The organism is Streptomyces albus subsp. albus (genome assembly GCF_000725885.1).
Classification (GTDB): Bacteria; Actinomycetota; Actinomycetes; order Streptomycetales; family Streptomycetaceae; genus Streptomyces; species Streptomyces albus.
In genome coordinates, this window is record NZ_JODR01000038.1 from 54,814 (window position 1) to 73,561 (window position 18,748).

The 18,748-nt window shown below is 73.4% G+C and carries 14 protein-coding genes and 1 pseudogene; 7 read left to right on the plus strand and 8 right to left on the minus strand.

Going from position 1 to position 18,748, the window contains the following annotated elements; all coding sequences use genetic code 11:
• Window positions 1-77 precede the first annotated feature (77 nt).
• The 3 genes from IO40_RS0130770 (at window position 78) to IO40_RS0130780 (ending at window position 3,601) form a co-directional block, all read left to right on the plus strand.
• Window positions 78-725 (plus strand): amino acid ABC transporter permease, encoded by a 648-nt coding sequence (locus IO40_RS0130770; protein ID WP_016470225.1) that lies wholly within the window; start codon window positions 78-80, stop codon window positions 723-725.
• Window positions 722-1,639, plus strand: a complete 918-nt coding sequence (locus tag IO40_RS0130775) for an amino acid ABC transporter permease (protein WP_016470224.1) — start codon at window positions 722-724, stop codon at window positions 1,637-1,639. The genes IO40_RS0130770 and IO40_RS0130775 overlap by 4 nt, the downstream gene beginning before the upstream one ends.
• 222 nt (window positions 1,640-1,861) lie before the next feature.
• Window positions 1,862-3,601, plus strand: a complete 1,740-nt coding sequence (locus IO40_RS0130780) for an FAD-dependent monooxygenase (RefSeq protein WP_016470223.1) — start codon at window positions 1,862-1,864, stop codon at window positions 3,599-3,601.
• 64 nt (window positions 3,602-3,665) lie between these two features.
• Here IO40_RS0130780 and recX read toward each other — a convergent pair whose 3' ends face one another.
• From recX to IO40_RS0130800, 4 genes and pseudogenes are all read right to left on the minus strand, one after another.
• A complete protein-coding gene (gene recX / locus IO40_RS0130785; RefSeq protein WP_016470222.1) occupies window positions 3,666-4,337 on the minus strand; it encodes a recombination regulator RecX in 672 nt (223 codons plus the stop codon).
• 3 nt (window positions 4,338-4,340) lie between these two features.
• On the minus strand, window positions 4,341-5,510 hold the full coding sequence (gene recA, locus IO40_RS0130790) for a recombinase RecA (RefSeq protein ID WP_016470221.1): 1,170 nt from the start codon (window positions 5,508-5,510) through the stop codon (window positions 4,341-4,343).
• 231 nt (window positions 5,511-5,741) lie between these two features.
• Window positions 5,742-6,901, minus strand: a pseudogene (locus tag IO40_RS34335) (AI-2E family transporter).
• A gap of 247 nt (window positions 6,902-7,148) precedes the next feature.
• Window positions 7,149-7,343 (minus strand): DUF3046 domain-containing protein, encoded by a 195-nt coding sequence (locus IO40_RS0130800; RefSeq protein WP_016470218.1) that lies wholly within the window; start codon window positions 7,341-7,343, stop codon window positions 7,149-7,151.
• A gap of 78 nt (window positions 7,344-7,421) precedes the next feature.
• Here IO40_RS0130800 and IO40_RS0130805 point away from each other — a divergent pair, with 78 nt between their 5' ends.
• The gene (locus IO40_RS0130805; protein WP_016470217.1) at window positions 7,422-8,327 is read left to right on the plus strand and encodes a hypothetical protein; all 906 of its coding nucleotides are present in this window, start codon (window positions 7,422-7,424) and stop codon (window positions 8,325-8,327) included.
• A gap of 53 nt (window positions 8,328-8,380) precedes the next feature.
• On the opposite strand, the gene IO40_RS0130810 is transcribed toward IO40_RS0130805, so the two are convergent.
• The 3 genes from IO40_RS0130810 to IO40_RS0130820 are packed head-to-tail and all read right to left on the minus strand — an operon-like array spanning window position 8,381 to window position 10,512.
• Entirely contained in the window at window positions 8,381-8,686 is a 306-nt protein-coding gene (locus IO40_RS0130810) for an AzlD domain-containing protein (RefSeq protein WP_016470216.1), read from the minus strand.
• Window positions 8,683-9,606: an AzlC family ABC transporter permease gene (locus IO40_RS0130815; RefSeq protein ID WP_167344780.1), complete on the minus strand. Its 924-nt coding sequence runs from the start codon at window positions 9,604-9,606 to the stop codon at window positions 8,683-8,685. Before IO40_RS0130815 ends, IO40_RS0130810 begins: the two co-directional genes overlap by 4 nt.
• A gap of 54 nt (window positions 9,607-9,660) precedes the next feature.
• Window positions 9,661-10,512, minus strand: coding sequence for an AraC family transcriptional regulator (locus IO40_RS0130820; protein ID WP_030409338.1), 852 nt, complete (start codon window positions 10,510-10,512; stop codon window positions 9,661-9,663).
• Window positions 10,513-10,628: 116 nt separating this feature from the next.
• Here IO40_RS0130820 and IO40_RS0130825 point away from each other — a divergent pair, with 116 nt between their 5' ends.
• Entirely contained in the window at window positions 10,629-15,563 is a 4,935-nt protein-coding gene (locus tag IO40_RS0130825) for an Lhr family ATP-dependent helicase (protein WP_016470213.1), read from the plus strand.
• A gap of 34 nt (window positions 15,564-15,597) precedes the next feature.
• Here IO40_RS0130825 and IO40_RS0130830 read toward each other — a convergent pair whose 3' ends face one another.
• Entirely contained in the window at window positions 15,598-16,212 is a 615-nt protein-coding gene (locus tag IO40_RS0130830; protein ID WP_016470212.1) for a MarR family winged helix-turn-helix transcriptional regulator, read from the minus strand.
• 239 nt (window positions 16,213-16,451) lie between these two features.
• Here IO40_RS0130830 and IO40_RS0130835 point away from each other — a divergent pair, with 239 nt between their 5' ends.
• A complete protein-coding gene (locus IO40_RS0130835; RefSeq protein ID WP_031176562.1) occupies window positions 16,452-17,264 on the plus strand; it encodes an Fpg/Nei family DNA glycosylase in 813 nt (270 codons plus the stop codon).
• 78 nt (window positions 17,265-17,342) lie between these two features.
• Complete coding sequence (locus IO40_RS0130840) at window positions 17,343-18,119, plus strand: SDR family NAD(P)-dependent oxidoreductase (RefSeq protein WP_016470210.1); 777 nt, start codon at window positions 17,343-17,345, stop codon at window positions 18,117-18,119.
• Window positions 18,120-18,748 lie beyond the last annotated feature (629 nt).

Below are 18,748 nucleotides of genomic sequence, written 5' to 3' on the forward strand. Positions count from 1 at the left end.
GGCGGGGCGCACTGTTGCGACCCAGCCTCCCGGCCGCTTCTGCTGCCGCCCCCTACGCGACTCCTCGCGGAGAATTCATGAACGTACTGCTCGACAACCTGGCGCTGTTCCGCGAGGGATTCCTCGGCACTCTCTACCTGACCGCTGTCAGCGCCGTCCTCGCCCTCGTCCTCGGCGTCGTGATAGCCGGTTTCCGGGTCTCCCCGGTGCCACCGTTGCGGATCTTCGGCACGCTGTGGGTGACGCTGCTGCGGAACACCCCGCTGACGCTGCTGTTCCTCGTGGCGTTCTTCGTCGTCCCCAAGGTGCTCTTCCCCGGCGTCAACTCCTTCCTCCTCGCCGTGTGCGCCTGCGGCTTCTACACCTCGGCCTTCGTCGCCGAAGCCGTCCGCTCCGGCATCAACACCGTGCCCATGGGGCAGGCCGAGGCCGCCCGCGCCATCGGCATGACCTTCACGCAGACCATGCGGATCGTGGTGCTCCCCCAGGCCACCCGGACCGTCGTACCGCCGCTCAGCAGCATCTTCATCGCGCTGACGAAGAACACCGCGATCGCCGGCGCGTTCGACAACGTCGACCTGTTCAACGTGCAGAAGACGCTGAGCAACGACGGGTACGAGATCGCCTGGATCTTCCTGTGGATCACCATCGGTTATCTCGTGATCACCTACGCCATCAACGGCCTCTTCCGGCTGCTGGAGAACCGTCTGGAGGTCGCCCGATGAGTGCGAGCGTCCTGTTCGACGCGCCCGGCCCGAGGGCCCGCGCCCGCAACCTCATCCTGTCCGTCGTCGGCACCCTCGCCTTCCTCGGGCTGTTCTTCTGGATCGGCATCCGCCTCAACGACAAGGGACAGTTCGCCGGCGAACTGTGGGACATCTTCAACTACGCGGGCATCCGGGAGAACATCCTGGACGCGCTGCTGTCCACCCTGAAGGTGTTCGCGATGGCCGGCGTTCTCTCGCTGGTGTTCGCCGTCATCCTGTGCGTGGCCCGGCTCTCGGACCACAAGCCGATCCGCTGGGTGGCCACGGTCTTCATCGACCTGTTCCGCTCCATCCCGCTGCTCATCACCATCTACGCGCTGTGGGTGGGCATCGTCGGCGACTTCACGCCGATGTGGGCGCTCGTCGTGGGCCTGACCGTCTACAACGGGTGCGTCCAGGCCGAGGTGCTGCGCGCCGGCATCAATGCCGTCCCCAAGGGGCAGGCCGAGGCCGCCTACGCGCTCGGTCTGCGCAAGACGCAGGTGAACGCCTCGATCCTCTTCCCGCAGGCCGTCCGGTCGATGCTGCCGACCATCATCAGCCAGCTGGTGGTCACCCTCAAGGACACCTCGCTGGGCTTCATGGTGCTCTACCCCGAGCTGCTGTACTCGGCCCGGCTGATCGCCAACAACACCCCGGTGGGCGGTGTCTACCCGATCGTCCAGACGGTCATCGTCTTCGGCGCCATCTACATCGCGCTGTGTCTGGCCCTGGCCTGGCTGGCGAACTGGATCGAGCAGCGCGGCCGTAAGTCGAAGGCGGGCATCACCCCCGCCGCCGGTGCCAAGGAGCTCAAGGAGGTGGCCGCCGCCGGCACCGCCGACCTGGCCGCAGCCGCCCCGGCGGGCACCGCGGACATCCGCAAAGAATGACCATCCCCCTCCCCCCTCGCAGGCGGCGGCCCGGCAACGGGCCGCCGCCTGCGGCATGTCCGGCCCCGGGGTCCCCCACCGAGACGTGTCCGGCCCTGAACGGGCGTCACTTGACGACCGCTCAGGCAGTGGGTTGCATACCAGAGTGATCGCGCACCAGGCTCCACCGTCAGAAGAACCCTTCCCCCGTCCCCGCCGGCAGGGGTGTGAGGTCGCCACGCTGTGGACCCGGTGATCGTCGTCGGGGCAGGCCCCGTCGGACTGGCGCTCTCCCTCGCCCTGGCCCGGCACTCCGTGCCGTCGCTCGTCCTCGACGCGACAGACGGCCACCCGCAGCCCCGGGCCGCCCGCACCTGCGTCCTGCGGGCGGACACCGCGGCGCTGCTGCCGCCGCTGCCCGGACTGCGCTGGCGCTCCTGGCGCACCCGGCGGCGCACGCAGCCGGTCGAAGAGATCGATCTGCCCCCTGAACACGCCCCGCTCCATGTCGAACAGCACGCCCTGGAGCGGGCCCTGCGCGCGGCGCTGGCCGACGAGAAACTCGTCCATGTCGTCACGGACAGCCCCGTCGACCTCCTCGAACAGGACCCGCGCGGCGTCACCGCACACACCCGCGGGCCGTCCGGCACCTGGTGGCGCGGCAGCTACGCGGTCGGCTGCGACGGTGCCCGCTCCATGGTCCGCAAACTGCTCGGGGTGCGCTTCCCCGGCCGCACCGCCGTCGAACGGCACGCCGTCGCCGCCCTGCGGGTCCGGCTGCCCTGGGAAGAGGGTGAGTGGGGACCGGACGGCGTGTGGGAGCCGGGCAGCGTGGGCGGCGCGCTGCTGCACCGGGACCCGGGCGGCACTCCCGGCGAGGTGACGGCCCGCCCCCTGACGGCCGGACTGTGGCGGCTCGACTGGCTGCTCACCCCCCGGGGCGACCTCGTGACCCCGGAAGAGATGCTGGAACGGGTGGCCGACACCCTCGCCGTCTGGTCCGAGGAGGCCCACACCCTCCGCGTCGGCGCCGGAGGCAGCCGCGAGGCAGCGGGGCACAAGGACGCCGGTACACCGCGCGGCCGGTCCCGGAGGCGCGGGGCCGAGGAGTCCCCCGGCGGTATCGGCGCGTACGAGCTCGTGGACACCGGCGTCCATACGGCACACCAGCGGCTGGCCCGGCACTGGCGTGTGGACCGGGCCTTCCTCGCCGGGGACGCCGCACATCTGACCGGGGCGCTGGGTGTGCAGTCCGTCGACGAGGGCCTGCGGGACGTGGCCAACCTCGCCTGGAAACTCGCCGTCGCCTGGCACGACGGACACGACGGCGCCGCCCGAGCCCTGCTCGACAGCTATGAGGCGGAACGCCGCAGCGCTGTCGCCGCCCGGCTCCGCGCTGTGGACCAGGCCCTGCCGACGGTGCGGAAGAGCGGCGGACTGCGTTCCCTGCTGACCGGCGGAGGAGCCCGCGCCCACCTCGGGCTGCTGACCGACGGCCATCTGGGGCACGGCCTGCTGGGCGCGCCCCCCACCTACGCCGGCACGCCCCTGGCGCCGCCGCGCGGCAGCGCCCTCCAGGTACCGGTCCGCACACCGCCGGGTGCGCCCGTGGACGACGTACCGGTCACCGCCGCGGACGGGACACGCGGCACCCTCCGCGACTGGCTCGGCGGCACGGGCGGAGAGCTGCTGGTGGTCCTGGTGGCACCGGGCACCGCCGTGTGGGACAGCCGGCACTGGCTGACGGCGGGCATGATGCCCGAACTCGCCGCGAACGTGGAGAGGCTGCCGCTGCGCGCCACATTGCTGGTCGCCGAGGACTATCCCGGTGCGGCGGCCCACACCGTGCTGGTCGTCCGCGCCGACGGTCACCTCGCCGCGGCCCTGCCGGCCGGCCGCGCCGACGCGCTGCGCGCCTGGGCGGAGGCGCTGCGCGGAGGGGCCGACCTCCCGCCGGGGGACGGCTCCGGGCAGGAGGGCTGACCCACCGCGGCGCTCACTCCCCAGGGCGCCGCCGGGTCCGTCGGGGCCGCCGGCTCCGCGTGGCTCATATCCCCGGGAAGTGCTCCTCCAACGCCCCGGGGTCCTCGCCCTCCTCCTCCAGTGCCTGGCGGACCACACGGAGGGCCAGCCCTTCCGGATAGCCCTTGCGGGCCAGCATGCCGGCGAGACGGCGGAGCCGTTTGTCGCGCTCCAGCCCTCTGGTGGCACGCAGCTTGCGGGCCACCAGCGCGCGGGCGGTCTCTTCCTCCTGGTCCGCGTCGAGCTGGTCCATGGCCTGGTCGATCACCGTGGAGTCCACGCCCTTGGTGCGCAGCTCCCGGGCCAGGGCGCGCCGGGCCAGGCCGCGGCTGTGGTGCCGGGACTCCACCCAGGCGGCGGCGAACGCGGAGTCGTCGATGAGACCGACGTCCTCGAAGCGCGCCAGCACCTCTTCGGCCGCCTCCTCGGGCACCTCCCGCTTGCGGAGGGCGTCCGCCAGCTGCCTGCGGGTGCGGGGGGTCCCGGTCAGCAGCCGCAGGCAGCTGGCTCGGGCCCGCTCCACCGGATCCTGCGGTTCCTGGCTCCCGGATCTCGCACGCGATGGCCCCGCTCCGGCCCTCGACGGGGCGGAGCCATCGCTGTCCTGGAGGAAGTCCGGCCGCACCTCGCCGTCCCGGGCTGCGGGGGGCGAGGGGGCCGGCGGGGTGTACTCCGGCCAGTCGCTGCGCCGCGTCACGGACTAGCTCTTGGCCGCGGCGGTCTTGGTCGCCTTGGCCGTCTTCGCCGCCTTGGCGGCCGGGGCCGGGACGGTCTTGGCCGCGGCGGTCTCCGCCCCGTCCGCCGCCGGCTCGGCGCTTGCGGGGGCAGCGCTGCCGGCCGCGTCCGCACCGGGCTCCCCCGAGGGCTCCTGGGGCTGTACCCCGATGCCCAGCTTCTCCTTGATCTTCTTCTCGATCTCGTTGGCCAGGTCGGGGTTGTCCCGCAGGAAGTTGCGGGCGTTCTCCTTGCCCTGGCCGAGCTGGTCGCCCTCGTAGGTGTACCAGGCGCCGGACTTGCGGATGAAGCCGTGCTCGACGCCCATGTCGATCAGACCGCCCTCACGGCTGATGCCCTGGCCGTAGAGGATGTCGAACTCGGCCTGCTTGAAGGGCGGGGCGACCTTGTTCTTGACGACCTTGACGCGGGTGCGGTTGCCGACTGCCTCGGTGCCGTCCTTCAAGGTCTCGATGCGGCGGATGTCGAGCCGCACCGAGGCGTAGAACTTCAGTGCGCGGCCACCGGTCGTGGTCTCCGGGGAGCCGAACATCACGCCGACCTTCTCACGGAGCTGGTTGATGAAGATCGCGGTGGTCTTGGCCTGGTTGAGCGCACCGGCGATCTTCCGCAGGGCCTGGCTCATCAGCCGGGCCTGGAGGCCGACGTGGGAGTCGCCCATCTCGCCCTCGATCTCGGCCCGGGGCACCAGCGCGGCGACCGAGTCGACGATGATCAGGTCGAGCGCGCCCGAGCGGATCAGCATGTCGGTGATTTCGAGGGCCTGCTCGCCGTTGTCCGGCTGGGAGAGGATCAGCGCGTCGGTGTCCACGCCGAGGCGCTTGGCGTACTCGGGGTCCAGCGCGTGCTCGGCGTCCACGAAGGCGACCGTGCCGCCGGCCTTCTGGGCGTTGGCCACCGCGTGCAGGGTCAGAGTCGTCTTACCGGAGGACTCGGGGCCGTAGACCTCGACCACCCGGCCGCGCGGGAGGCCGCCGACGCCGAGCGCCACGTCCAGTGCGGTCGACCCGGTGGGGATGACCTCGACCGGCTCGTTCGGCCGCTCGCCCATGCGCATCACGGCGCCCTTGCCGAATTGCCGTTCAATCTGTGCGAGAGCGGCGTCGAGCGCCTTCTCGCGGTCGGTTCCTGCCATGGGTGCCACCCGGTTTGCTTGAGTCGATCGCTTCACGTCTCACGACGCTAGCGCCTGCCACTGACAATCGGTCCGGGCCGCGCTCCACCGGCCGGTCAGGGCCTGAGCGGGCGTGCTCACCGGAGCCTCCATAAGAATCGATGTTCGATTTTTGCGTCAAGTCGCACCGCCCACCTGTGGATAACCGGAGAAACCCCAGGTCACAGCCGTGGTCTGGACGGGAAGCCCTGGCTACCGGTGGCGCCGCGACCGCCGCAAGAACCCCTTCCGTCGCCCTGCCCCACCCCGGGAACCCCCCTCCGGCCCCCCGTCTCCCGCCTCCCCGCGTCCCGGTTCGCCGCCACCGGGCGCCCCGCCTCCGGCCCCCTCCGCACGTGGTACGTCGTACCGCTTCACGTACGCGCTGAGGAACCCCTGGAGCGTCGCCGTGGCGGGGATGGCGACCAGCGCGCCCACCGCACCGAACAAGGCGGTCCCCGCGATCACCGTGCCGAAAGCGACCGCCGGATGGATGTCCACGGTCCGGGCGGTGATGCGCGGTTGCAGGACATAATTCTCAAATTGTTGATACAGGACGATGAACACCAGAACCCACAAAGCGGACCACGGATCCACGGTGAACGCGATCAGCAGCGGCAGCGCCCCCGCGATGTAGGTGCCGACCGTCGGCACGAACTGCGAGACCACCCCCACCCACACCCCGAGCGCGGCGGCGTAGGGAATGTCCATGAGCACCAGGAAGACGTAGTGCGCGACGGCCGAGACGAGCGCCATCAGCGCCCGCGAGTAGATGTACCCCCGGTCTTGGTGACCGCGATCTCCCAGGCGCGCAGCACCTCGGCCTGGCGGGCCGGCGGGAGCACCGAGCACAACGCGAGCCGCAGCCGGGGCCCGTCGGCCGCGAAGTAGAACGTGAACAGGGCCACCGTCAGCAGCTGGAAGACGCCGCCCAGCACCGTCGCGGAGGCACCCCACACGTTCTGGGCCCCGTGGCGCAGATAACCGCGCACCCAGTCCGAGTGCACGAACCCGGTGCGCAGCTCGTCGACGTCCAGGTCGGTGTGGAAGTGCTGGTTGCTCCAGCGCACGACCTCCGTCACGTACCGGGGGAAGTTCTCGGCGAGCCGGCTGACCTGCTCGGCGAAGAGCGAGCCGAGGGCGTAGAAGAACCCGGCCGCGGCCAGCAGCAGGACCAGCGAGACCAGCGCCGTGGCCGCTCCGCGGCGCATCCCCCGGCGGGCCAGACCGGCGACGGCGGGTTCCATGGCCAGCGCCAGGAAGAACGCGATCGGGACGTTCAGCAGCAGGCCCAGGAACGCCCAGCTGAGGAGTTGGTAGGCGCCGACGAGGGCCAGCGCCAGCGCGAAGGCCCGTGGCAGCCAGCCCGGCATGGCCGCCGCCCGGTCACCACGGTCGTGGCCCGCAGGGCCGCCGGACGGACCGGCGGCCGGCAGGGCATCACCGGGGGAGCGTGTCAGTCCGGAACCGCCGCGGTCCCCGCCCGGACCCTCCCCCGCGGCCCGCGGAGGGCGGTCGTTCGCCGGGCCGGTGCCGTCCTCCCCCGTCCCGCCCTGATCGTCGTGTGCTGCGCCCACCGGGCAAGTTTCGCGCCGCCGGGCAGTCCCGCCGGTAAACGACTCACCTCTTCTCGGCGGGTACGTCCATCACCTCGCACACCACGCGCCACACGTCCTTGGCGTCCCAGCCGGCGGCGAGCGCCTCGTGCACGGTCCGGCCGCCGAGTCCGGACATGACGAAGTCGTGCGCGAACGAGTCCGCGTACGCCGCGCCGAAGTGGTCCGCCATCCGCTGCCAGAAGTCCGTCAACCGCATGCCTCCAGTATCCCGCCTGGAGGGTTGGCTCCCCGCCACAGCCGTGACCGGGCGGCCGTGCGGGCCTACGGTCGGAGAATGGCTCCCTGTGGTTCGGTTCTCTCCCGTGCGGAGAGCTTCATCTGGCTGACAGCGCGCGTACTGGAACAGCGACGCTTCGAGCACGACTTCCTGGACGGCGACCCGAGCACGGTCGAGACGGCGCTGGACGCCTACCGCAATCCGGACGGGGGGTACGGCCACGCGCTGGAGCCCGATCTGCGGGGTCCGGTGAGCCAGCCGCTGCACACGGCGGCGGCGATCCGGGTGCTGGACGGTATCGGCCGGTGCGCGGGACAACGGGTGGAACGTATCGGCCGGTACCTGACGGCGGTCTCCACACCCGACGGTGCCCTGCCCGCCGTGCATCCCTCGCTGCGCGGCTATCCGGCAGCCCCCTGGATCCCGGTGGTGGACCCGCCGCCCAGCGACCTGCTGGCGACCGGGCCGGTCGTTGGCACCCTGCACCGCAACGGCGTCTGGCACGCCTGGCTCTTCCGTGCGACCGACTACTGCTGGCAGACCATCGAGAACCTGGGCGCGACCCATCCCTACGAGGTGATGGCCGCGCTGGTCTTCCTGGACGGCGTGCCCGACCGTCCACGGGCCGAGGCCGCCGCGAGCCGGCTGGGCACCCTGGTGCGCGAGCAGCGGCTCGTGGTGACCGACCCGGGCCGCGCCGACGACGCCCCGGTGCCCCAGGGGTACGCACCGGGTGAGCACCACTATGTGACCGATTTCGCCCGCACTCCCGACTCGCTGGCACGCCGTTGGTTCTCCGACGCCGAGCTGGACAGGGGTCTCGACCATCTGGTGTCCCGCCAGCAGGAGGACGGCGGGTGGGACATCAACTGGCGCAGGTGGGCGCCCGGCACCGCGCTGGAGGGCCGGCCGCTGGTCACTCTGGAGGCGCTGCACACCCTGCGTGCCTACGGCAGGCTCTGACACCGGGCCGGGGCGGAGCCGGCGCTCCGGACGGACGCCGGCCCCGCCCTTCGCTAGGCCATGGCCCGTACTCCGGCCGTGACCAGCACTGCCGCGGCGACGACGACGAGGAACGGTGCGCGCAGTACCAGGGCGAGCGCGGCGGCGCCGAGTCCGGCGGCCCGCGCGTCGAGGACCAGTACGGTCTGCTCGGCGAATGTCTGCTGCGCGGTCAGAGCGGCGAGCAGCGCCACCGGCAGCAGCGCGGCCAGCCGCTTGGCCCACGGGTGCTCCAGGGCTCCGGCGGGCACCGAGAGGCCGAGGAGTTTCACCAGGTAGCAGCCGAGGGCAGTGGCCCCTATGGCGATCCACACGCTCATCGGTCGTCCTCTTTCGCCGTTCCGGTCTCCTCCGCTGTCCGCGGCTCCCGCGCCCTCACGGTGCCTTCGGCCCTCGCGGCATCGTCCGCGTTGCCGGTCTCGTGCGCCTCGCCGCTCTCCGGTCCGTCCGGTCCTCTTCCGCCAGGAGTCGTTCCCTCGGGAGTGGACTCCTCCGGGGCTGTCCCGTCCGCCGCCGTCCGCTTCCCCGGCAGCAGCCGGGTGTGCACCAGCAGGACGAGGGGCGCGGCGAGCGCGGCCACCAGAACGGGAACTCCCGCGGGGAGCACCGGGAGGAGCCCCAGCCCCGCGACGGCGGCGAGCCCGGCGGTGGCGCGTTCCGCACCGCTGCGCAGCATGGGCGCCAGCAGGGCCAGGAAGACGGCAGGCCCGGCGGCGTCCAGGCCCCAGGCGTCCGTGTCGCCGAGGGCTTCCGCGCCGAGCGCACCCAGCAGGGTGGTGAGGTTCCACAGGACGAAGAGGGTCGCCCCCGTCACGGTGAAGCCGAGCCGGACGGCACGTCGGCCGTGCTGCGCGAGGGCGACAGCGGTGGTCTCGTCGATCACCCAGTGCGCCGCTGCGAACCGTACTCCGGGGCGCAGTCCGAGGAGGGCGGAGAGCCGCAGTCCGTAGAAGGCGTTCCGGATGCCCAGGAAGAAGGCGCCGGCTGCCGCCGTGAGCGGGCCGCCTCCGGCGGCCAGGGCGCCGACCAGGGCGAACTGGGAGGCTCCGGTGAAGACGAAGAGGCTGAGGGCACAGGTCTGGGCGAGGCTGATCCCTGCTCCCGCGGCGGTCACGCCGAAGGCGAAACCGGACAGCCCGACGGCGATACCGACGCCCAGGGCGTCGCGTACGACGGCGCGGTCGGACGGTCCGGACTGCGGGCTTCCCGATGCGTCCGCACCGTGTTGCGCGGGGGCTATGCAGGGCTGGTCGATCGTGTCGCTGGTTTCTCTCTGCTGTGGCACGCCGTCACGCTAGGAAGGCGCTGGTCCCCCGGTCTTGTACGTTCTTGCGCGTCCGCGCTGATAGGCGCCCGGTGGGACTCCGACGATCCGGCCGAAGTGACGCGTCAGGTGGGCCTGGTCGGTGAAGCCGACAGCGGTGGCGGCCTGTGCGGGCGGCAGGCCGGAGTCCAGCAGCGCACGCGCCCGGTGCACCCGTGCGTCGGTCAGCCAGGCGTGGGGCGGCATTCCGTGCAGCCGCCGGAAGGCCCGCAGCAGCGCGAACGAACTGGTGCCCAGTTCGGCGGCGAGGCCCTCCAGGGAAGGCGGGTCGGTCATCCGCTCCTCCAGCAGGACGCGGGCCCGCTGGGCTGTACGGGCCGCGGCCGTGCGGGCGGACCGTTCGGGCAGCGGGCCGCCGTGCGACCGCAGCAGCCGGGCGACGGCCGCGTGCAGGTGGGTGTCGGCGGCCAGCGCGTTGCCCTCCTCCAGCGCCCGGTGGACCGCGAGGACGTGCCGGGCGGAGACAGGGTCGTGCACAGCGGGGACGGCGAAGCCGGGGGTGCCCCGGATGGTGGTGGTCTCCGCGGCGATCCTGGCCACCAGCCCGGCGTCCGGATAGAGCACCTGGTAGCGCCAGCCCTCGGGGATCCCGGCGTGTCCGGTGTGCGTGGTGTCCGGGTTGATCAGGGCGAGTCCGCCGACGCCCACCCGGTGCACGCTCCCGCCGTGGTGGAAGGCCTCGACGCCCTCGGTGATCGCGGCGATGACGTACGTCTCGTGCGTGTGCCGGGCGAACGTCTTGCGGATGTAGCGGGCGCGCAACAGGTCGATGCCGGGCAGCTTCGGCGACCGCCAGTAGTGCGCGCTCTCGTCGTCCGTCATGGCCACATTGTCACTCCGCGTGGCGAGCCGGGCGCGGCGGCGGATCACCGGCCGGCGGCCCGGGGTCGTCGGGCGGCCCGGCCGCCGTTGTCAGTGCCGTGCTGCACGATGGGGGCATGGGTCGGACATCGGCGCTGGACGCCTTCTCACCGGCGACCCGTGCGTGGTTCACGGGCGCTTTCCGCGAGCCCACTGCCGCGCAGGAGGGGGCCTGGCGCGCCCTGGCCGCGGAATCGGACGCCCTGGTCGTGGCACCGACCGGGTCCGGCAAGACGCTGGCCGCGTTCCTGGCGTCCCTGGACGCACTGGCCTCCACCCCGCCGCCCGCCGACCCGCTCAAGCGCTGCCGGGTGCTGTACGTGTCCCCGCTGAAGGCGCTGGCCGTGGACGTGGAGCGGAACCTGCGCAGCCCGCTCACCGGTATCCGCCAGGAAACGCTGCGGCTGGGCCTGCCCGAACCCGAGATCAGGGTCGGCATCCGCTCCGGTGACACCCCCGCCGCGGAACGCCGGTCGCTGGCGCGCCGCCCGCCGGACATCCTGATCACCACGCCCGAATCGCTGTTCCTGATGCTGACCTCGGGGGCGCGGGACGCGCTCTCGGGAGTGGAAACGGTGATCCTGGACGAAGTGCACGCCGTGGCGGGCACCAAGCGCGGCGCGCATCTGGCGCTGTCCCTGGAGCGTCTGGACCAGCTGCTGGAGCGGCCCGCTCGGCGCATCGGCCTGTCGGCGACGGTGCGGCCGGTGGAGGAGGTGGCCCGGTTCCTGTCGCCGCGCCGGAACGCGACGGTCGTGCAGCCGCCCGCGGGCAAACGGTTCGAGCTGTCGGTCGTGGTGCCCGTGGAGGACATGGGCGAGCTGGGAACGTCCCCGGCGCAGGACGCCGGCGGGCCGGGCTCGGGCGGGCCGGGCGGTGGCGGCAGACCGTCGATCTGGCCGTCGGTGGAGGAGCGGATCACCGACCTGATCCAGGAGCACCGCTCCACCATCGTCTTCGCCAATTCGCGCCGGCTGGCCGAGCGGCTGTGCAACAGGCTGAATGAGATCGCCTATGAGCGCGCGACGGGCGAGCCGATGCCCGAGGACCACTCCCCGGCCGAGCTGATGGGCAACGCTGGCGCGGTCGCTGGTGCGCCGCCGCTGCTCGCCCGCGCACATCACGGCTCCGTGTCGAAGGAGCAGCGCGCCCAGGTCGAGGAGGACCTCAAGGCGGGCCGGCTGCCCGCTGTGGTGGCGACCTCCAGTCTCGAGCTGGGCATCGACATGGGCGCGGTGGACCTGGTGATCCAGGTGGAGTCGCCGCCCTCGGTGGCGTCCGGGCTCCAGCGGGTGGGCCGCGCCGGGCACCAGGTGGGCGCGGTGTCGGCGGGGGTGGTCTTCCCCAAGTACCGGGGCGACCTGGTGCAGTCCGCCGTCGTCACCGAACGGATGCGCGAGGGCGCCATCGAGGCGCTGCGGATCCCCGCCAACCCGCTGGACGTGCTGGCCCAGCAGATCGTCGCCATGGTGGCGGTCGACACCTGGGACGTGGACGAGTTGCTGGCCCTGGTGCGGCGGGCGGCGCCGTTCTCCTCCCTCCCCGAGTCGGCCTACACCTCGGTGCTGGACATGCTGGCCGGGCGCTACCCCTCGGACGCCTTCGCCGAGCTGCGGCCCCGTCTGGTGTGGGACCGGGTCGCGGGCACGCTGACCGGCCGCCCGGGCGCCCAGCGGCTGGCCGTCACCTCCGGCGGCACCATTCCGGACCGCGGCCTGTTCGGGGTGTTCCTGGCCGGTGCCGACCCGAAGAAGGGCGGGGGCCGGGTCGGCGAGCTGGATGAGGAGATGGTCTACGAGTCCCGGGTGGGTGATGTCTTCACCCTGGGGACGACGTCCTGGCGGATCGAGGACATCACCCGCGACCGGGTCCTGGTCACTCCGGCGCCCGGTGTTCCGGGGCGGCTGCCGTTCTGGCGGGGCGATCAGCTGGGCAGGCCGCTGGAGCTGGGCCGTGCGCTGGGCGCCTTCCTGCGCGAGATCGGTGCGCTGCCGCGCGAGCGGGCCGAGGCGCGGCTGGCGGCCTCCGGGATGGACGCGCTGGCGGTGGGCAATTTGCTGGCGTATCTGGACGAGCAGCGTGAAGCGGCCGGTCATGTCCCGGACGACAGGACGATCGTCGTCGAGCGTTTCCGTGACGAGCTGGGCGACTGGCGCGTCGTGGTGCACTCGCCCTTCGGTGCGCAGGTGCACGCGCCGTGGGCGCTGGCGATCGGCGCCCGGCTCTCGGAGCGGTACGGGATGGACGCGCAGGTCATGCACGCCGACGACGGTCTGGTGCTGCGGCTGCCGGACGCCGAGCTGATGGAGCTGGACCTGTTCGACGCCGAGCCGCGTGCCCCGCGCACGCCCGCGCAGGAGCCGCCCGTCGATCCGGACCAGCCGCCGATCGGCGTCGGCGACGTGCTCTTCGACAAGGCGGAGATCGAGCAGACCGTCACCGACCAGGTGGGTGGCTCGGCGCTGTTCGCGGCCCGGTTCCGGGAGTGCGCCTCACGTGCGCTGCTTCTGCCGCGCCGCAGCCCCGGCAAGCGCACCCCTCTGTGGCAGCAGCGGCAGCGGGCCTCCCAGCTGCTCCAGGTGGCGAGCGAGTTCGGCTCTTTCCCGATCGTCCTGGAGGCGGTCCGCGAATGTCTCCAGGACGTGTTCGACCTGCCGGGACTGGCGGAGCTGATGGGGGACATCGAGTCCCGCCGGGTGCGCGTGGTGGAGGTGACGACGCCCGAGCCGTCGCCGTTCGCCAGGTCCCTGCTGTTCGGCTACGTCGCCCAGTACCTCTACGAGGGGGACTCCCCGCTGGCCGAACGGCGGGCCGCCGCGCTGTCCCTGGACTCGCGGCTGCTGTCGGAACTGCTGGGCCAGGCGGAACTGCGGGAGCTGCTGGACGCCGAGGTGCTCGCCGAGCTGGAGGCCGAGCTCCAGTGGCGCACGGAGGACCGCCGCCTGAAAGACGTGGAGGGTGTCGCCGATCTGCTGCGGCTGCTGGGTCCGCTCACCTCGCAGGAGCTGGCGGAGCGGGGCGCCGAGCCCGGCTGGGCGCCCGAGCTGGAGGCGGCGCGTCGTGCCATCCGGGTGCGGATCGCGGGCCGGGAGCACTGGGCGGCCGTCGAGGACGCCGGGCGGCTGCGGGACGCGCTGGGGGTGGCCCTGCCGGTCGGGGTGCCCGAGGCGTTCACCGAACCGGTCGCCGACCCGCTGGGTGATCTGCTGGCCCGCTACGCGCGCACGCACGGTCCGTTCATCTCGGCCGACGCCGCCGCACGGTTCGGACTGGGCACCGCCGTCGCGGACGGCGCCCTGCACCGGCTGGCGGCCGGCGGACGGCTGGTGCAGGGCGAATTCCACCCCGCAGGGGTGGGCCAGGAGTGGTGCGACGCGGGGGTGCTGCGCCGGCTGCGGCGCCGCTCGCTGGCCGCGCTGCGGCAGGAGCTGGAGCCGGTCGCCCCGCAGGCCCTGGCGGCCTTCCTGCCGCAGTGGCAGCACGTGGGCACCAACAGCCTGCGCGGTGTGGAGGGACTGCTGCGCACCGTCGAGCAGTTGCAGGGCGCTCCAGTACCGGCGTCCGCGCTGGAGAAGCTCGTGCTGCCCGGCCGGGTGGCGGACTACGCGCCGCCCATGCTGGACGAGCTGACCGCGTCCGGCGAGGTGGTCTGGGCGGGTGCGGGGGCGCTGCCCGGCAAGGACGGCTGGATCAGTCTGCATCTGGCGGACGCGGCGCCGCTGTTGCTCCCTCCACCGCATCCGCTGGAACTGACGCCCGTGCACCAGGCGGTGCTGACCGCGCTGGAGGGCGGGTACGGGCTGTTCTTCCGCCAGATCGCGGAGCGGGCCAGGGCGGTGCTGCCGGAGGCGACGGATCCGCAGCTGACGGAGGCGCTGTGGGACCTGGTGTGGTCGGGCCAGGTCACGGGCGACACGCTGGCACCGTTGCGGGCACTGCTGGGGTCCGGCCGCACTGCGGGCGCGACGGCGCACCGAGCCAAGCGGCCCACGCCGCGCGGGCGTTACGGCTCGTTCACGGCGGCGGCGGTGGCCGCGGGCAGCGGCGTGGCCCGCAGAAGCGGTCCGGGCCGCCCGGCCGGTGCGGCACCGCCGACGGTGGCGGGACGCTGGTCGCTGCTGCCGGAGCCCGAGAGCGAACCGACCCACCGCGCGCACGCGCTCGCCCGCACCCTGCTGGACCGGCACGGTGTGGTGACGCGGGGCGCCGTGGCCGCCGAGGGGGTGGAGGGCGGCTTCTCGGCGGCGTACCGGGTGCTGTCAGCGTTCGAGGAGAGCGGGCAGGCCCGCCGCGGCTACGTCGTGGAGGGGCTGGGCGCTGCCCAGTTCGCGATGGACGGCGCCGTGGACAGACTCCGGGCGGTCAGCACGGCCCGCGAGCGGGAGGCCGGCACAGCGGGCTCGTACGGGGACGCACCGTACGCGGAGGCACGCTACGGATCGGCGGGTGCGGAAGCGCCCGGCGTTCATGGCCCGGGCGGCGGGTACGGCGGCAACGGCAGGGGCGGACAGTCCGGCGGCCACGGCCCTCTCCCGCCCGGCGGTCCCGGCCGCGGCGCGGACGGGCGGCGTGCCGGCGGCCGTTCGGCGGGCCCGCGGGCCCTGGTGCTGGCCGCGGCCGACCCGGCGAACGCCTACGGTGCGGCTCTGCCCTGGCCCTCCCCGCCGACGGGTGCCACGCACAAACCCGGCCGCAAGGCGGGCGCGCTCGTGGTGCTGGTCGACGGCGAGTTGACGCTGTACGTAGAGCGGGGCGGCAAGACGCTGCTGGCGTGGGCGAACGATCCGGACGCCGCCGGTGAGCCCACCGCCGAGGCCGGCGGCGGCGCCGGGGCGGCCCGTCTGGCCGCGGCCGTAGAGGCGCTGGCCGACGCCGCGCGGCGCGGCGCACTGGGCACCGTCACCGTCGAACGCGTCAACGGCACCCCCGCGCTCTCCTCCCCCCTGGGCACCGCGCTGGAGGCCGCGGGCTTCCACCCGACCCCGCGAGGGCTGCGGCTGCGGGCGGGGTGACCATCACCCGCCGGGCCGCGGAGGCCGGCGGCGGTCAGTCTTCGCCGTAGCCCTCGGCTTTCAGCACCACACGGCGCAACAGGGTGGCGAGCAGCTGCTGTTCGTACCAGTCGAGGGCGCTGAGCAGGCGGCGTTCCTCCGCCCCGGACGCCTCGACGGCACGGCGCCACATCGCGCGCCCTTCGTCGGTCAGCCCGACCTCGCCGCCGCGGCCCTCCGCCGGACGCCCCTCCGTATGGGCGGCGTCGGCGGCGTCCGCACCGGGGAGCGTCAGGAAGCCGCGCCGCGCCAGCGCCTCCAGACGCTCGGTGAGTTCGGCCGGTGCCGTCCCCAGATCGGTGGCGAGACGGGTGATGCCGACGCGCCCGCCGCCGCTGACGAGGACGTGCAGCGTCTCGTGTTCCTCACGGCTCAGCCCGAGTTCGGCCAGTGCCCGTTCCGCGAACCGCCGCAGGCGGTCGGTGAGGAACTGCATGCGCGTCACGGAGCCTTCGACGTCCGGATCGAGGTCGGGCAGCACGGGCCGCCAGCGGTCCACATGGTCGTCGACCCAGTCCCGGACGCCTTCGAGTGCGTCCCGCTGTTCGGCCTCGGCCTCGTCGTCCACATCGAGCGCGTCGTGCTGTCGTTCGTAGCCCCACTGCCCCATGGCCCCGGATCGTATCCCGTGATCGTATGCAGAGATCCACTTCCATGGGACGGACACCGGCCCTGCCCCGGTCCGGCGCGGGCCCGACGCCCCTCCCGCACGGCGACTCGGCTCCCGGCCGCCGGTCCGCCGACCGGCACCGCACTCCACACCCCGCACACCGCACACCGCCTTCCGACGGGAGGAGACGCAGGGCCGACCGGCGGGCGCTTGCCGGTGGCTCCTGGGACGATGGGCCCATGCCTGAGGGAGACACGGTCTGGCGTACGGCGCACACGCTGCACACGACGCTGGCCGGGCACCTGCTGCTCCGCACGGACTTCCGGGTGCCCCGGCTGGCGACGGCCGACCTGTCGGGCCGCACGGTGCTGGAGGTGGCGCCCCGGGGCAAGCACCTGCTGATGCGGGTGGAGGGCGGATTGACCGTGCACTCCCATCTGGGCATGGAGGGCGCCTGGCGGGTGCGGCCCAACCCGCCAGGCGGTATCGGCCCGGCCCACCAGATCCGCGCGCTGCTGACGACCGAGGCGCACACCGCGGCCGGGCTGCGGCTCCCGGTGCTCGAACTGCTGCGCACGCGAGAGGAGTTCTCGGCGGTGGGCCACCTCGGCCCGGACCTGCTGGGCCCCGACTGGGACGCGGCCGAGGCCGGGCGCAGACTGCTCCAGGATCCGGCGCGTCCGGTGGTCGAGGCGCTGCTGGACCAGCGGAATCTCGCGGGGATCGGCAACGTCTACGCCGCTGAGCTGTGCTTCCTCGCCCGCATCTCCCCCTGGACACCCGTCGGCTCGCTGCCCGTTCCGCTGCTGAAGCGTCTGCTGGGCGCGGCCAAACGGCTTCTGGAGGCCAACAAGAACCGGGTACGCCGTCGGACGACCAACAGCGCCCGCCCGGAGCGGGCCCTGGCGGTCTACGGCCGTGAGGGGCGGCCCTGCTACCGCTGCGGCACCCCGGTCCGTACCGGCAGCCACGGACCGCCCGACCGCCCCCGCACCGTGTGGTACTGCCCGCACTGCCAACCGCCACCCGCAGACCCGGCGGCAGCACGGTGAAGCACCTGCGGAGCACGGTGCGGCCCGGTCGCGCACGGCAATTGACGCTTCGTCATAGTGCTTTTACCGTCTGTGGCCATGAGCCTTGCGGCGTACGACCTGACCGGCCGGACCGCTCTCGTCACCGGTGCCGCCGGCGGTATCGGCCGGGCCACCGCCGTACTGCTGGCCCAGGCGGGTGCCGCTGTGCACTGCGCCGACCTGGACGAGAAGGGCCTGAACCGCACCACCGGTCTGATCCGGGAGGCGGGCGGCGAGGCGTGGGCGCACCCGCTCGATGTGACCGACCGGCCGGCACTGGCCGCGGCGGTGGCGTCGGCCGTGCGCACGGGCGGCAGCCTCCACATCGCGGCGGCCATCGCCGGAGTGATGCACCGCAGTACGGTGCTGGAGACGCAGGACGCCGATCTGGACCGGGTCCTGGACATCAATTTCAAAGGCGTCCTGCACACCTGCCAGGAAGCGGCCCGCTCCATGATCGGCACCGGGACCCGGGGCAGCATCGTGACCATGGCGTCGGGCGCCGTGGACACCGGCTCCGCCGAGTTGCTGTGCTACGGCGCCGCCAAGGCCGCCGTCGTCCAGCTCACCAAGACGCTGGCCGCGGAGATCGGCCGGCACGGCATACGGGTCAACGCGGTGGCGCCCGGTTGGGTGCGCACTCCGATGACGGAACGGGACGATGCCGCGGGGCAACGCCGCGTCGAGGCGACGCTGAGCAGGATGTCACCGCTGGAGCGGGTGGGTGAGGCGCAGGAGATCGCCCACGCGGTGCTGCACCTGGCCTCGGACGCCTCGTCGTTCACCACCGGGCAGATCCTCCGCCCCAACGGCGGCGTCGCGATGCCCTGGTAGGGCCGGACTCCCCGGTGCTGCCGGGCACGTCCGCGAAGCCCTCCACCCCGGTGCCGTCCGGTGGCCCGGTCATCCCCCGTCCCCCCGTGGACGGCCGCGGCCCGGTGCGCCGCCGGGCGGCCGGTCCGCCGCACGGCCGGGAGCCGGACCCGGACCGCGAGTGCGCCACATGTACGGGCAGTACGCTCAACCCCCACCCCCCGGCCGTCACGGACGCCTCGACGGCTCCGCCCTCCCCCACGGCCAGCCGCCATATCGCGCACAGCCAGCCGGCCGCGCAGGCGCCGCTCAGCGCCCAGCGCCCCAGCCGCAAGGGGCTCACCGCCGTCATTGCCGTACCTCCGCGCCGGTGCTCGGTCCCCCGACGAGTCAGGACTCAGCCATCGTCGCGCACTCCGCGCGACCCCGCGACCACAGGAGCCCGGTCACCGAGCGCAACGGCTCTTGGGCGGACCAGACCCGGCCGGACATGACCGAGGCGACGGCTCACACACGCACGGCGCGGTCCGGCGCAGCACCGGCCGGGGACCCGCGGCAAAAGCGCCCAACCGCAATAGAGCCCCGGACCGCAAAAGAGCCCCGGAAACGCGCTGAGGCCCCGCCGCGTCTCCGGCGGGGCCTGTGTCGCG

Coding starts and splice junctions, on each gene's coding strand:
- IO40_RS0130770 (WP_016470225.1), top strand. CDS start 78: ATGAACGTACTGCTCGACAACCTGGCGCTGTTCCGCGAGGGATTCCTC.
- IO40_RS0130775 (WP_016470224.1), top strand. CDS start 722: ATGAGTGCGAGCGTCCTGTTCGACGCGCCCGGCCCGAGGGCCCGCGCC.
- recA (WP_016470221.1), bottom strand. CDS start 5,510: ATGGCAGGAACCGACCGCGAGAAGGCGCTCGACGCCGCTCTCGCACAG.
- IO40_RS0130800 (WP_016470218.1), bottom strand. CDS start 7,343: ATGCGGTTGACGGACTTCTGGCAGCGGATGGCGGACCACTTCGGCGCG.
- IO40_RS0130805 (WP_016470217.1), top strand. CDS start 7,422: ATGGCTCCCTGTGGTTCGGTTCTCTCCCGTGCGGAGAGCTTCATCTGG.
- IO40_RS0130810 (WP_016470216.1), bottom strand. CDS start 8,686: ATGAGCGTGTGGATCGCCATAGGGGCCACTGCCCTCGGCTGCTACCTG.
- IO40_RS0130820 (WP_030409338.1), bottom strand. CDS start 10,512: ATGACGGACGACGAGAGCGCGCACTACTGGCGGTCGCCGAAGCTGCCC.
- IO40_RS0130825 (WP_016470213.1), top strand. CDS start 10,629: ATGGGTCGGACATCGGCGCTGGACGCCTTCTCACCGGCGACCCGTGCG.
- IO40_RS0130830 (WP_016470212.1), bottom strand. CDS start 16,212: ATGGGGCAGTGGGGCTACGAACGACAGCACGACGCGCTCGATGTGGAC.
- IO40_RS0130835 (WP_031176562.1), top strand. CDS start 16,452: ATGCCTGAGGGAGACACGGTCTGGCGTACGGCGCACACGCTGCACACG.
- IO40_RS0130840 (WP_016470210.1), top strand. CDS start 17,343: ATGAGCCTTGCGGCGTACGACCTGACCGGCCGGACCGCTCTCGTCACC.